This window comes from Streptomyces sp. NBC_01433 (genome assembly GCF_026340105.1).
GTDB lineage: Bacteria > Actinomycetota > Actinomycetes > Streptomycetales > Streptomycetaceae > Streptomyces.
This window is the reverse complement of sequence record NZ_JAPEPM010000001.1, coordinates 4,525,890-4,538,742: the sequence shown is the minus strand read 5'-3', so window position 1 is coordinate 4,538,742 and position 12,853 is coordinate 4,525,890. Positions and strand designations below refer to the sequence as shown.

Annotated in this window: 13 protein-coding genes and 1 pseudogene; 13 read left to right on the top strand and 1 reads right to left on the bottom strand. The window is 68.0% G+C overall.

Annotated elements, in window-relative coordinates; all coding sequences use genetic code 11:
- Positions 1-51 precede the first annotated feature (51 nt).
- The 9 genes and pseudogenes from OG413_RS20395 to OG413_RS20355 all read left to right on the top strand — a co-directional run.
- Entirely contained in the window at positions 52-954 is a 903-nt protein-coding gene (locus tag OG413_RS20395) for an SAM-dependent methyltransferase (RefSeq protein WP_266807486.1), read from the top strand.
- Positions 955-1,121: 167 nt separating this feature from the next.
- The gene (locus OG413_RS20390; protein ID WP_266807484.1) at positions 1,122-2,306 is read left to right on the top strand and encodes a hypothetical protein; all 1,185 of its coding nucleotides are present in this window, start codon (positions 1,122-1,124) and stop codon (positions 2,304-2,306) included.
- Positions 2,303-3,205, top strand: coding sequence for a lactate dehydrogenase (locus tag OG413_RS20385; RefSeq protein ID WP_266807482.1), 903 nt, complete (start codon positions 2,303-2,305; stop codon positions 3,203-3,205). Before OG413_RS20390 ends, OG413_RS20385 begins: the two co-directional genes overlap by 4 nt.
- Positions 3,202-4,317 (top strand): hypothetical protein, encoded by a 1,116-nt coding sequence (locus tag OG413_RS20380; protein ID WP_266807480.1) that lies wholly within the window; start codon positions 3,202-3,204, stop codon positions 4,315-4,317. Before OG413_RS20385 ends, OG413_RS20380 begins: the two co-directional genes overlap by 4 nt.
- Before the next feature lie 121 nt (positions 4,318-4,438).
- The gene (locus OG413_RS20375) at positions 4,439-5,242 is read left to right on the top strand and encodes a hypothetical protein (RefSeq protein ID WP_266807478.1); all 804 of its coding nucleotides are present in this window, start codon (positions 4,439-4,441) and stop codon (positions 5,240-5,242) included.
- Positions 5,243-5,254: 12 nt separating this feature from the next.
- A complete protein-coding gene (locus tag OG413_RS20370) occupies positions 5,255-6,799 on the top strand; it encodes a radical SAM protein (RefSeq protein WP_266807477.1) in 1,545 nt (514 codons plus the stop codon).
- Positions 6,796-7,446, top strand: a complete 651-nt coding sequence (gene tmk, locus OG413_RS20365; protein WP_266807475.1) for a dTMP kinase — start codon at positions 6,796-6,798, stop codon at positions 7,444-7,446. The genes OG413_RS20370 and tmk overlap by 4 nt, the downstream gene beginning before the upstream one ends.
- The gene (locus OG413_RS20360) at positions 7,443-7,886 is read left to right on the top strand and encodes an NUDIX domain-containing protein (protein ID WP_266807474.1); all 444 of its coding nucleotides are present in this window, start codon (positions 7,443-7,445) and stop codon (positions 7,884-7,886) included. Before tmk ends, OG413_RS20360 begins: the two co-directional genes overlap by 4 nt.
- 195 nt (positions 7,887-8,081) lie before the next feature.
- Positions 8,082-8,306 (top strand): annotated as a pseudogene (locus OG413_RS20355) (DNA methyltransferase); the annotation flags it as partial.
- 237 nt (positions 8,307-8,543) lie between these two features.
- Here the strand turns inward: OG413_RS20355 and OG413_RS20350 are convergent.
- The gene (locus OG413_RS20350; protein ID WP_266807473.1) at positions 8,544-8,684 is read right to left on the bottom strand and encodes a hypothetical protein; all 141 of its coding nucleotides are present in this window, start codon (positions 8,682-8,684) and stop codon (positions 8,544-8,546) included.
- A gap of 581 nt (positions 8,685-9,265) precedes the next feature.
- Between OG413_RS20350 and OG413_RS20345 the strand changes: the two genes are divergently transcribed.
- Genes OG413_RS20345 through OG413_RS20330 form a run of 4 tightly spaced genes read left to right on the top strand, consistent with a single transcriptional unit; the run spans position 9,266 to position 12,823 of the window.
- Positions 9,266-9,757: a hypothetical protein gene (locus OG413_RS20345; RefSeq protein ID WP_266807472.1), complete on the top strand. Its 492-nt coding sequence runs from the start codon at positions 9,266-9,268 to the stop codon at positions 9,755-9,757.
- A gap of 56 nt (positions 9,758-9,813) precedes the next feature.
- The gene (locus OG413_RS20340) at positions 9,814-10,149 is read left to right on the top strand and encodes a hypothetical protein (RefSeq protein ID WP_266807470.1); all 336 of its coding nucleotides are present in this window, start codon (positions 9,814-9,816) and stop codon (positions 10,147-10,149) included.
- Positions 10,149-12,611, top strand: coding sequence for a phage portal protein (locus OG413_RS20335; protein WP_266807469.1), 2,463 nt, complete (start codon positions 10,149-10,151; stop codon positions 12,609-12,611). Before OG413_RS20340 ends, OG413_RS20335 begins: the two co-directional genes overlap by 1 nt.
- On the top strand, positions 12,611-12,823 hold the full coding sequence (locus tag OG413_RS20330) for a hypothetical protein (RefSeq protein ID WP_266807467.1): 213 nt from the start codon (positions 12,611-12,613) through the stop codon (positions 12,821-12,823). The genes OG413_RS20335 and OG413_RS20330 overlap by 1 nt, the downstream gene beginning before the upstream one ends.
- The last annotated feature ends 30 nt before the right edge of the window (positions 12,824-12,853 follow it).

The window sequence follows — 12,853 nt, the reverse complement described above, 5'->3', positions numbered from 1 at the left end:
CGACCACCGTCGTCGATACCCAGTGGAAGACGAATCCCCAGGAGAGACGACGTGTCGTGCAAAGACTCGCCCCCGCGACCGGAGGACTGGACTACGCGACCAGCCGTCTCGCGGATCGACAACTATCTGTTGGGCGGTTCGGAGAACTACCCACCCGACCGGGAGCTGGCGTTGCAACTCCTGGACGCGGCACCCTGGCTGCCGCAGATGGTGCGGATCAACGGCAGTCACCGCCCACGCGTCGTCCACACCCTCGCCCGCGACCTCGACATCAGCCAGTTCGTAGACCTCGGATGTGGCCTGCCTCCCCGCTGGAAGGGGCAACGCAAGGGCTACGACCCGGGAGCACCCGTCTACGATGCCGCGCGTCTCGCCCATAACGCCCCCCGGGTCGTGTACGTCGACAACGACCAGACGGTGTGTGCGCACGCCCGCACCACGTTGGACGAGCACCCGACGACCACGGCCGTGTACGGCGATATCCGCGAGATCGCCAATCTGCTCGATCACCCCAAGATCGCGAGCCTGGACCGCGGTAGGCCGATCGCCATGCTCCTCCACGACCTGCTGCCCTGGGTGCCCGACGCCGCGGCTCACCAGGTGATGGCCGAACTGCGCGAGTGGCTGCCGACGGGCAGCGCCATCTCTCTCACCCACGCCACCACCGACTGGGTACCGGAGGTGATGAAGGATCTCGTCGCCCTTTACGCCGAAGTCGGCATCTCGTACCAGCCCCGCTCCCTCGACGAGATCAGCGCCCTATTGGCCCCGTGGGAGGTCCTGCCGCCGGGGATCGTCCCGACCGGTCAATGGCGGGGAGCCAGCGGTCCCGGCGACGCCGTCTGGGAGCATCCGAACGCCTACGCCGCCGTCGTGACCAGGGACGGTCAGGACACAGACGAGCTGGCGGCCGACGATGCCTCCAGCCTGGGCGACCGCGTACCCGCCGCCTGATCGCACTGACGGCTGTGGGCGTCATTCGCCTCGCCGCTGAAAACAGCCGGACCCGCAACTGCGCGTGCACAACCTGCAAGCCGTGTGCATGACCTGACCGCCGATCGCCGATCGCAACGGCCAGGTGGTGCCCTCGTACAGGTCGACCCGGAAGAAGGAGGACCCCGATGTCCCTACCCGCCACAAGCGCCCTGGACCTCGACGTCGTACGGCTACCCATGCCGAGCCTGGTGGCCGACTACGCGGCCGAGCGCATCACGACCGCAACCCGCATCCTGTGGCCGACCGCGATCATGAAGCCCGGTCCCGTCGTTCCGAGTGTCACCAGCCACGTCCAGCAGATCCACGTCGACGGCCGCCTGCTGTACGCGAAGGTTGAACTGCTCGGTATGTCGCTGGTCTCGGTGATCCGTGGACGCGGTGGCGATTGGCCCACCGTCAAGGCCGCTCAGGTCGCCTACCTCGCCAGGCCCGGCACCCTCCTCGAACGAGAGGCCATCCAGCTCCAGGCCCTCGCCAACGCGGGCCTGAGCGTACCGGCCGTCGCCGGGCACCGCCCCGGTGTGCTGTTCACCGAGCACGCCCGGGGGGTCACGCTCGCTGAGCTGGTGGCACAGAACCCGGCCTGTACCGCAGACCTCCTGCGCCTCGTCCGTCAAGAACTCGACCCGGCCTTGGGCGAGCCCGCCCTCACCGCAGAGGTGGACCGTGCACCGATCACGGAGCGATCAATCACCGGGACGTTCATGCGCAAGTTCAACGGGTTAAGCGGCCCCACCTATCTGAACCGGACACCTCACGGAGAAGCGCTCCGGGCTGTCGTCTTCCGCCTGCGTACCGCCTACGCCGGCACGACCGTGCTGGCACGGCCGGTCATCTTCGGCGACCTCAAGCCGGAGCACGTCCTGTTCCCGCCGGACGGCGGACGCCCCGTGTTCATCGACCCGGGCCTTATGCGTGGCCCGCTCTGCGCCGACCTCGCCAAGTTGTTGTCGCGGCTCCTGCTCGACCTGGTCGCACGCCCGCCCGGAGAGGACGACGTCCGCAGGGTCCTGGAAGGCATCGCGGCGTATACCGCCGACGTGACGACACCCCTGAAGGCCGCCGACGCGAGCCTATGGCTGCGGCAGCTCATGGTCCTGTGGCTGATGGACACCACGAACATCCTGTCCACGTACCTCACCAACCCACCGGACCTGCCCATGTCCCCGCAGGGTGCAGCCGTAGCCGCCCGGGCCGAGGACGTCTGCCGGATGCTCGACCTCTGCACCACCGCACTGACACCCCGACGCTCTTCCCGCGACACGTGGAGCCTCTGCCTGGCCCACGCCGCCCAGGCGATGACCCGGTGAAGACCGTCGGCGTCATCGGAGCCGGAGCCGTCGGGCAGGCCGTGAGCACACTTCTGGTCAACTCACCGTGGTGCGAGACCGTCATGATTTCCTCCCTGCACGGTCGCAGCGCCGACGGACTGGTCACCGATCTGGAGGACATGAGCCTCGTCAGCGCCTCCCCCGTTCGAGCGCACCGCGCCGACCTGGCGCAGATGCGGTCCTGTGACGCGATCGTGGTCTGCCCCCGCGCCCAGTTCACCAACACGCACACGACGGATATCCGCATGGCCGGTCTTACCGCCAACGGGGCCACCATCCACCGCTTGGCCCGAGAACTGGCCGGGTTCGCCGGGCCGGTGGTCGTGGTGACCAACCCCGTGGACGTGATGACCCGCTTGTACGCGGAGGTGTCCGGCTGCACACGGGTGTGGGGAATCGGGTCGAGCACGGACACCGCCCGCTACCGGCTCATCCTGGCCCGCATGGTGGGGGTACCGGCTCATGCGGTCGACGGGCACGTGATCGGTGAGCATGGCGACCGGGCGGTCATCTGCGCCTCCTCCACCACCATCTACGGTCGGCCCGCCCACTTCCCCCTCCATCTGGTTCGGGAGGAACTGACCGCTCGGCCGGGCCGGATCGCTGCCGGTATCGGACGGGTCCGCTCCGGCCCCGCCGGCGCCACGGTCGCCGCCCTCGCGCACGTCCTCGGGGTGACAGACGGAGTCGTCGAGCTGTCAGCCCCCAGGAACGGGGCCTACCTCGGAATCCCGTTGCGGTTCAACGCCGGGCACCCCACCGTGTGCCTCCCGCCCCTGGACCCCGCAGAGACCCAGGACCTCGCGGCGGCCGAATCCAAGCTCAACGCCGCCTACGACCAACTCCGTTCGACACTCAAGGAGACGACATCCTCATGACCCACGCGACCCGCATCACGACCGGCGACGACCAGTCCGTCACCGTCATCAGCCAGACTCAGGCCATCACCGACTGGACGACCCGCTACCTCGGCCTCTGGTGGACGTCCGCGGACATCGCCCCCGACACCGCGACCGGGCCGGTGATCCGCGCGGACGTCGACGTGGAACAGCACGCCGCTCTGGCCGCGTCCGTGACCGCCGGGCAGCCGGAGGAGGTCACCTACGCCACCACCCCGATGCTGGTCATCCGTGACGAGACCGGGCTCGTCACGGCCACCCAGCCGGACGACGGCCTGTCCTACGTGTGGGATCCGGCCACCCATCTCCTGCGTCTCGTCGGCGTTGACGAGACGGCCGTCGCGACCGCCACGGCCCGCCTCGCCCGTGAGATCGTGCGCGGGCAGCTCCTCACCGACGGCTGGCAGATCCTTCACTCGTCGGCCGTGACCCGGCCCGACGACGGGGCAACGATCCTCTCCTTGGGCGGCAAAGGGGCGGGCAAGACGACCACCGGGTTCCTCCTGTCCCGTGCCGGTCTCCACCTGCTGGCCAACGACCGCGTGTTCACCCGCGTGGACGGCGACACCATCCGAGTTCTGCCCTGGCCGAGCGCGGCAGCCATCGGATTCGGCCTGCTCGACGCCCTCGGCTGGTTCGAGCCGGTACGCGCACGCGTGGCGGCCGGCGAGCTGATGCACCCGACGCAGAAGCAGAAGGTGACCGATGCGCTCCTCGCCGGTGACCGCACCCCGCTGTGGAAGGCGGCGGGAACGGAGATGAAGCCGCAGTTCTTCCCTGACCAGCTGCAGACCTGGCTGGGGCTGACGCTGGCAACCGAAGGACACGTGGCCGGCATCCTCTTCCCCACCATCGTCCCGGACGCCGAACCCGCGCTGACCAACGAAGTCCGCGGCCTGCATGACGCCGACTTCTTCAGCGCGGCCACCGAGGACCGGTACCCGGACGTCTTCGGGCTCCTGCCCCCGGAGGCACCCACCGATCACCTCGCCGACCGTCTGGCGCAGCTCCCCCACCAGGCGCTCACCATGAACCACGACCCCGAGGCCAGCACCGCGGCGCTGGTGAAGGCCGCCGGGCACATCTTCTGACCCTCCCGTCGGGTCCTCCCGCAGTGACCGCCCTCTGAACGCTGTTGAGCAGGGGTGCGCCGCAGTCCTTCGGAATGCGAGAGGCTACGGCGCACCATCAGCACAACTTGAGGAGAACTTCATGACCGGCGTCCTGACAACCGATCACCCTGCCTGGCCCGAGGCGTCAGTTGGAGGCCGCGTACGGGCTGTACGTACCGCTTCCGGCGTCTGGGTCCTGTCCTGGGACCGCGACGGTCTGCATATGAGTTGTGCGGTGGGCACGGAGGACGCGAAGCCCGTGGTGGTCACGGCCGACCCGGCGTGCCTGCCGGAGGCGGTGCCCGCCGGTCTCAGGGCTGGCTTGCTCGGTCTGGGATCGGTTCAGCGCCTGGCCAACCCGTGGCTGTGGGACTCGATCACTACGGCGATTCTCCGCCAGGTCGTCCGTGCCGGGCAGGCCCGCAAGCTCTACCGGGCATGGTGCACGAGGTACGGCACCACTATCGACACCCCGCACGGTCCGCTGGCCGTCGCACCGTCCACCGAGCAGGTGCTCGCTCTTGACGAAGCGCAGTTCGCAGAGGTGGGCGCCCGGTTCCACCGCTCCGCGTTGCTGGCCGCAGCCAAGTCGTACGAGCAGCACTGCGTGCACTGGCAGCAGATGAACGCCGCCGACCTGGTGGACGCGCTGGTCACCATCCCGCGGATCGGCCCGTGGACCGCATCCGCCGCAGCCGCGGACTTCACCGGGGATTTCAGCGTCTACCCGCACGACGACCTCGCCGTGCGCACCTGGGCTGCGCAGATCGCGCCCGATCACGACTGGCCGGACAAGAAGGACAAGGCGTTCGGCCCGATGTGGACCGGCTGGACCGGCTCCGACCACACCGCCCTGCACACCCTGACCCTCTCCACCCTCGCTTGGGGCTCACACGCCCGATGACCAGGAGGAACAATGTCACGGTTACCGCTGATCACAGGGGCTGACCCGGCCCACTCTCTCGACGCCTTGTTCGTCAACGCACCGCTGCGCGACTACGACCAACGGCCCCGCACCAACGACTACACCCTCCCCGTGCTCGGCATGGCCTACATCGCCACCTACGCACAACGCGCCGGCTTCAACGTAGGCGTCCTCGACGCCGAAGCGCTCGGGCTAGGCATCACGGAAACAGCGAAGATCGTCAACACCGCCGCCCCCCGCTGGGCAGCGATGAACCTCCTGGCCCCCACCTACGAGATGTCCGCACGGATCGCCGCACAGCTCGATCCGGACATCGCCCTGATGGTCGGTGGCCACCACGCCAAAGCAATGCCCGACAGGGTCCTCGCAGACCCGCGCATGGCCAACCTGCGCGCTCTCGTCCTCGGCGAGGGAGAGCTGCGCGTCGCCGCGCTCCTGGAGGACGAGCAGCGCCGCCGAGAGCTCCCCGGCGTCCTGTGGAGGGACCGACTGCTCGGCACCCGGGCGACCGGCATCCCGCGTGACGCGAAACTCACCGCCGGCATGCTCGGCCCGGACATCAACGCCCTGCCGTACGTCGACCGCCGCTTCCTCCCGCAGGACCCCTACCGGGCCGCACCGACGGAGACCGATCGACGGCTGGCGGCGAGCCGCGGCACAGCGCTGCTTGGAGAAGCGGCCCGGAGCGGGCACATGGAGGCGAACATCGTCGGAAGCCGCGGCTGCCCCTACAACTGCACGTTCTGCGGCGCCGCCGTCACCGCCAACCCGGACCTGACGATCCGCGTTCGCGCCCCCGAGAACATCATCGGGGAACTCGACGCTCTCCACGACGAGTACGGAGTCACCGCGTTCCGGTTCGTGGACGACCTGTTCCTCGGCGTCGGCCGCGTCATCGAAGAACAGATGGCAGCGTTCACCCGGCACCGGATCGGCGAGCGGTACGTGTGGGATGCCACCGGCCGCATCAACGTCCTCGACCGGGTCACCGACGCCGAACTCGACCGCCTCGTGCACAACGGGCTGCGCGAAGTCGCTCTCGGTATCGAGTCCGGCAGCGACCGCATTCTCAAGGCCATGGACAAGCGGATCAACGCCGAGATGACCGAACGCGTCGCCCGGCGCCTGGTCGAGCACGGCATCGGCGTAAAGGCGTACTTCATCCTCGGCTTCCCCGGCGAGTCCCACAACGACCTCCAGGCCACCGTCCGCCATATCCACAACCTGTGGGCCATCGCCGACACGAACCCCGGGGACATACGGGCCAGCGTGTTCGAGTTCCGTCCCTACCCCGGCACCCCCGTGTGGACGACCCTCATCGACGCCGGCCACAACCCTGACGCCCTCCTCGCGTACGGCGACGTCGACCTGACCGAGGACGGCGCCGACGAGTCGATGCGCGCCCGCGACGAATTCAACTTCTCTGTCGGCATCCAGTTCGGAGACGTCCCCCTCACCAAGATCCGCTCCACACTGGCCACGCTCACCCGCGAGCAGCACCAACGCACCCGGACGCCCCTGGGAGATGCGGCATGACGCGACGAGGCCGGTTCATCAGCGTCGACGGCCCCAGCGGCGTCGGGAAATCCACCACCATCCAGGCCCTGCACGACGAACTCCTCGACCGAAGCATCAACGTCTACCGGACCGTGGAGCCCACCACCACGGACCTCGGCCGCTTCATCAGCGGCCACTTCGCCGAGATTCGTGGCTACGCTCTGGCCTGCCTGGTAGCGGCCGACCGGTACGAGCACGTCCAGCGCGAGATCGAGCCGCGGTTGTGTGCCGGCGACACCGTCATCACCGATCGGTACCTCGCCTCGACGCTCGTTATGCAGCGGCTCGACGGCGTGCCGCTCGACTACCTGCTGGCCCTGAACGCGCCCGTCCTTCGCCCGGATCTGTCCGTCATCCTCACCGCGGACCCCGGGCTCATCGCCGACCGGATCGCCGCGCGCGGCCCTCACAACCGGTTCCACCGTGATCCGACCGCGCCGGGCCGAGAGGTCCTGTACTACAGGGAGACGGCTCAGATTCTGGCGGCGGACAATGTGAAGGTGCTGGTTGTGGATACCGGGAGTTGCACCCCATCGGAGGTAGCAACGGCGATCGCCGACACGATCCCCGATTCGTCGGTAGCGTCGACTGTCCCATCGCAGTCGACAACCTCTCAGGGACCATGACACCGGAACTCGCGACACCCGTCATCGACACCCACGTCATCCTGCGCGCAGGGGACAAGATCCTTTTCTCCCAGCGCGGTGGACCGTACGGGCACGGCCGCTGGCACATGCCCTCCGGCAAGCTCGACCGTGGCGAGCCCCTGCGAGCAGGGGCGGCCCGTGAGCTGCTGGAGGAGACAGGTGTGACGGTCGATCCTGAGCACCTGCGGTTGGTGCACACCGTGCACCACCAGCAAGGCGGTGGCGTCGAGCGGATCGGGTTCTTCTTCGAGGCCACCCTGTGGGACGGCGAACCGGAGAACCGGGAACCGGACAAGTGTCTCGGTCTGGCATGGTTCACCGTCCACGAGCTGCCCGAAGACATCATCGAGTATCCCGAAAAGGGGCTCCTCGGCTACTTGGACGGCGACGGCGCGCTGACGGAGCAGGGCTGGGGATAGCCCAGCGGCGTTGTTCCTGCTCTGTCCACCTGACGGCTGTGCCCCGGACCGGCGAGGGTTCGGGGCACAGCCGCATGGGCAGTCCGCGCCAAGTCGCAGCACGTCTGCACTGCGCCAGCGTCGGCTCCGCGTTCCGATGCGCAAGGTCCGCCAGCTCCTCGCCGTGTGCTGACTCTCACTTCCGGGCCTGAGTCAGGGAAGTCCCGGCAGCACATCACGCAGAAGCCGGAGGCCGTGATGCGCGAGCTGGTGCTCATCGTTCCGGAAGGCGGGACGGTGCTGGACCCCTTCGCCGGTTCCGGCACCACGGGTGTCGCCGCACTGCTGGAGGGCCGAGCGTTCATCGGCATCGAGCAGTCCATCACCTACGCAGACGGAGCGCGGGAGCGGCTGTCTACCGCCGCTGCGCTGGCAGCCTGAAACCAGAACCGCGAATCCATTTCAATGCATTGCATTGCAATACGTTTCGCGGTGGGGCGGTACCCAAGTACCATCGCTCTTAACACAAAACAAAAGGGCCCCACTCCTGCCAGAGCGGGACCCTTCGTCGCAGTTCACGAGCCCGGTCGCTCTCTTGGAGACCGGGCTCGCTGCGTGTGCGAGAGGGCCGGTCGCGCCGGGGGTCGTGCGTGAGCGCTCAGCGATGCTGAGTGACTGCTACCTCACGAGAGCGATGATCGCCACCAGGATGCCCATCGCCGCCAACCAGATCTGCACCGTCTCAGCGCTCGTCCACTTCCGGCGGGGCTTCTCCAGATCGGATCTCACCACTCGCGCCTCCCATTCGTTCGTCGGCATCGTTACGACACCGAACCGGCACCCTTGCGGCACCGGATCCTGCGAACAAGCCCCACGCAAGGGCAAGTTCAGGTGAACTCCTGGATGGCGAGAGCAAGTCTACGTGCACGGGTGTGACAACAATGGGCACCCGCCACAAGTTCCACAAGGGCGCAGCCCTGACCTGCGAGAAGACATCTTTAGCTCAGATGCATTGCCCCCTCGAAAGGGGTCCACCTGGGGCTCCTTCGCTCAATTGATCGTCGACCGTTCTCGCGGAGTACCAGAAAGGGCCGAGATCGACGCACGCTCCGGTGTTCCCAGAGACGGGCCCTGCACGTTCCTTCCTCTGCACATGATGAGACGACTGACGGGCGTCTTGTGAGAAACCCCAGCGCAGCGAAGCGAGAGTCAGCAGTCCGCGCCACGTCGCAGCACGGCAGCACTGCACCAGCGCCAGCTCCGCGTTCCGATGCGCAAGGTCCGCCAGTTCCTTGCCGTGAGGGCTTGAGGTGTAACAGATCGGCCGTACATGACGTTCCGCGCTGAGGAAGAGTTGACCCCTTCTGTCAACCTGTGGACAGCACGGCGCGGAGGAATGAGTGACAACGGCTACTGCTCCCCTCTCACCGACAGCAGGCCGGGCCTTCTGGCAGGAGAGCCTGTTCCTGCCGAACCCCGCGTCGGCAGAGCTGCCGGTGGTGCAGACGAAGATAGCGCCCCCTGCACCACCGGCCGACCCCGTCGAGGCACCCAAAGACCTCTCTCATACCTGGGTCGTGGCCGCCGAGATCGAGGTAGAGCCGAGGATCGCGAGCATCGCGGACTTCCGTGGCTCCTTCAAGACGTACGAAGGGCAGCGCGTCGACGCGCTGGAGGTGTACTGCAGAGGCTGTCGCCGTCCGTACGACGAGGTGAAGGGCAAGGACTGCGACGAAAAGGTCGACAACCGCCATCTGATCGGTGGTGACCAGTCCATCAGGAAGAAGCGGAAGCTGCCGCCCCCGCCCAAGGGCGCGGCAATCATCCCGGGCGGCACCATTCAGCGGCGCGGCATCAACGCCTACATGGCGGGGGTGACCCGGCCTCGGTAATGGGCTCATGAAGGAGCACGCGACACTAACCGGTCGTCGCGCCCATCGTCCGCGCCGTGAGCACACCGCCTGAGACACCCACGCCGCGCATCCTCCTCCGTGACCTCGCCGGGCTATTCCTTGTTCTTGCCGGCGCCACCACGGCCCTCATAGCGCTGGGCGCCATCCATCCCCTGCTCAGCGCCCATGCGACTGCTGCCGTGGTCATTGCAACGCGGGTCTGGGCGCCACCGAAGAAGCGCTTCACGCGCGCCCTGACGGACACGGCCGGGGCCCTCTGCATCGGGTCCGCCCTCTTCTGTGCTTTCAACACCTACGTGCCCTTGGGGTGGCTCGAAGTCGCGGCCATGGTCATCGCAGTAGGCGCGTGGCTGGCCAGTGAGGGGGCCTGATGCCGCGCCAGTTCTTGCCCGGCCTCCGCCGTCTCCTCGTCCCTCGGACACCGTCTCCTATCGAAGAGAAGTCTGCCGGGCCGACAGGCGGCTCGTACGTCTCGATGACCATCGCGGGCACCACCACCATGTGGGGCACCGAGAACCGCGCCGCCGGATGGGACCTCGACCGGGTCATTCAGGAGGGGTACGAGCGCTCGATCTGGACGTTCAAGGCCATCGAGGCGATCTCCAAGCACCCTGCTGCGCTCGCCGTCGAAATAGGCCGTGGTGGAGACGAGCGCCAATTCGCCGAAACCCTCACCGACCACCCGCTCCTGCACGTCCTGAACGTCCAGGCCAACCCGCTGGAGCGGGCCGCGGTCTTCAAGAAGCGTCTGTCTGCACAGTTCCTGTTGTCGAAGAAGGGCGCGTTCGTCGAGATCACACGCAGCCGTGCAGGAACAATCACCCGACTCGACCTGCTGCCGCCCAACCGGGTCGAGCCGATACCCGACCCGAAGGGTGACTACCTCTCCCACTACGAGTTCACGACGTACGACGGGCGGATCCGCGAGCTGGACCCGAACCGGGTCGTGTGGCTGCGTGACCCCCACCCGACTGATCCCTTCTGTGGTGTCACCCCGCTGGAGGCAGCCGGTCTGAGCGTGGACCTGGACGTGAAAGCCAGGGTCTACAACATCGCGTTCATCGACAACGATGCGCGGCCGTCGGGGATCGTGGGCATCGACGTCGACGGGCTCGATCAGCGCGAGATCGACCGTATCCAGCAGCGTCTGGCACCCGGTGCCCATCATGCCGGGGAAACCGTCGTCGTCGGCAGCGGCCCCGGCGGTCTCGACTACGTCGACACCAGCACACGGCCGCGCGACATGAACTACGAGTCGCTGGCGAAAACGTCCAAGGACGAGATTTTGTCCGCGTTCGGCGTCCCGGAAAGCATCGTCGGCAACGCCAGCGAACGCACGTATTCGAACGCTGACCGAGAAGAGTGGAACTTCTGGCAGCACACCGAGCTGCCCCACCTCCGGTTGGTCGCCTCCGCCTTCGACCTGGACCTGGACGACGGATGGTCGCTCCGCTTCAACACGTCCACCGTCCAGGCGCTTGAATACCCTCGCCGCCAGCGCAGGGAGGAGGCCAGGCAGGAGTGGACCGACGGCCTGATCACGATCGACGAGTACCGCGAGGTCGCCGGGCGTCGCCCCTTCAACCTTCCCCACACCCGGGCACTGTGGATTAGCCCGCAGAAGGCGCCCGTCCCGGTCAACGAGCAGGATGCAGCCGCGCTCGGTGTCGCCCAGGACCCGGCCTCGGGTGGCATGCCCGCCCTGCCCGCCGCCGGTTCGCCCCCGGCTATCGCACCGTCCGCACCCGCAGGTGACTCGGCAGCCGACGCGGTCGCCGAGGCACATGGCCAAGACCCGCAGGGCCCCGCCTCCGCGGACGTAGCCGCCGCCCGTGGCACAACCACCGGACCGGTAGCCGGGGGCACGGCCGCCGCCGATGTCGACCAGGCCCGCAGCAACGCCCCCCTCGCCTTGCCCGGAGACGCCGCCGACGACGTGACGGCCGCGCGATCCGCCGGCACGCGGCCGGGCGCCAACGGGGACGCCGCAGCCGATGTCACTGCCGCCCGCTCCCGCCTCGAACGCAAGGGGCTGCCTGCCGTAACCGGATTCGAGGTCACCGACAACGACTTCGACACGGCCGCCGCCGCCGTCACAGCCGCGCTCACCGCTCTCCTCGCCCGGCAGGAGGGCGTCATCACAGCCCGCCTGCACGCTCCCAAGACCCGGAAGCACACCCGGTACTGGCAGCCGGACGGGGAGAGCGACCTACGCGGCGGTGAAGAACCGATCGACGGTGCGCGCGTCGTCGGCGCGGCACGTTGGGAGGAGGAGACGGCCAGCACCCTGAGCACGATCCTCCAGCAGGCCGCGGCGAACATCGCGGCGTCCCTCAGCAAGAGCTTGACCGGCGCAGCCACCGTGCCGCCGAGCGCGGCAGCCGCGGCGCTCACCGCGGCGACCATGGCCGGGAGCGCGGTGGCCGCTCTGCTGTCCGAATTGGCTGATGCCCTCACCGCAGTACAACGCGAGCCCGGAACACTCGACGACCTCACGGACGCGGTCACCGTGTTCTACCGCGACCGCGCTGTGAAGTTCATCGGCCTGCTCGCCGAGTCCTGCGCTGTCGCGACCGTCAACGGAGCGGCCGATGCCGCGGCTGAGAGCACCGGCCCTGCCGTCCTGCGCACCTGGGTCACCCGTGGTGATACGCGAGTTCGGGCCGCCCATCAGGCGCTGAGCGGCACCACCCTGCCCGCCGGGACCCCGTACACGATCAGCGGCTCCACGTTGCGCTACCCCGGCGACCCGTTCGCGCCCGCCGATCTCACCATCAACTGCCGATGCCGGCTGCGATACCGCAGCGGCCCCACTCCCGAGGAGTTCTTTTGATGTGGCCCGCCATCTGGATCGTCTGGTCATGCCTGTTCGCCGTCTTCGAGACGATCGCCCTGGTCAACAAGCGTGAGGGAGACACATTGAGCGAGAACTTCCGCCGCCTGTTCCGCACTCGTACGTCAAAGGCCGGACGTGCCGCGTTCGCGGTCAGTTGGTGCGGCTTCTCCGCCTGGTTCGCTCTCCATATCCTCACCGAGACCATGTAGGAGCCGGGCACCGGGCGGTTTGCCCAATTG

Excerpts from the sequence above, each read along its gene's own strand:
- OG413_RS20390 (WP_266807484.1), top strand. The coding sequence starts at position 1,122 with ATGTCCCTACCCGCCACAAGCGCCCTGGACCTCGACGTCGTACGGCTA.
- OG413_RS20380 (WP_266807480.1), top strand. The coding sequence starts at position 3,202 with ATGACCCACGCGACCCGCATCACGACCGGCGACGACCAGTCCGTCACC.
- OG413_RS20375 (WP_266807478.1), top strand. The coding sequence starts at position 4,439 with ATGACCGGCGTCCTGACAACCGATCACCCTGCCTGGCCCGAGGCGTCA.
- OG413_RS20370 (WP_266807477.1), top strand. The coding sequence starts at position 5,255 with ATGTCACGGTTACCGCTGATCACAGGGGCTGACCCGGCCCACTCTCTC.
- tmk (WP_266807475.1), top strand. The coding sequence starts at position 6,796 with ATGACGCGACGAGGCCGGTTCATCAGCGTCGACGGCCCCAGCGGCGTC.
- OG413_RS20360 (WP_266807474.1), top strand. The coding sequence starts at position 7,443 with ATGACACCGGAACTCGCGACACCCGTCATCGACACCCACGTCATCCTG.
- OG413_RS20350 (WP_266807473.1), bottom strand. The coding sequence starts at position 8,684 with ATGCCGACGAACGAATGGGAGGCGCGAGTGGTGAGATCCGATCTGGAG.
- OG413_RS20335 (WP_266807469.1), top strand. The coding sequence starts at position 10,149 with ATGCCGCGCCAGTTCTTGCCCGGCCTCCGCCGTCTCCTCGTCCCTCGG.
- OG413_RS20330 (WP_266807467.1), top strand. The coding sequence starts at position 12,611 with ATGTGGCCCGCCATCTGGATCGTCTGGTCATGCCTGTTCGCCGTCTTC.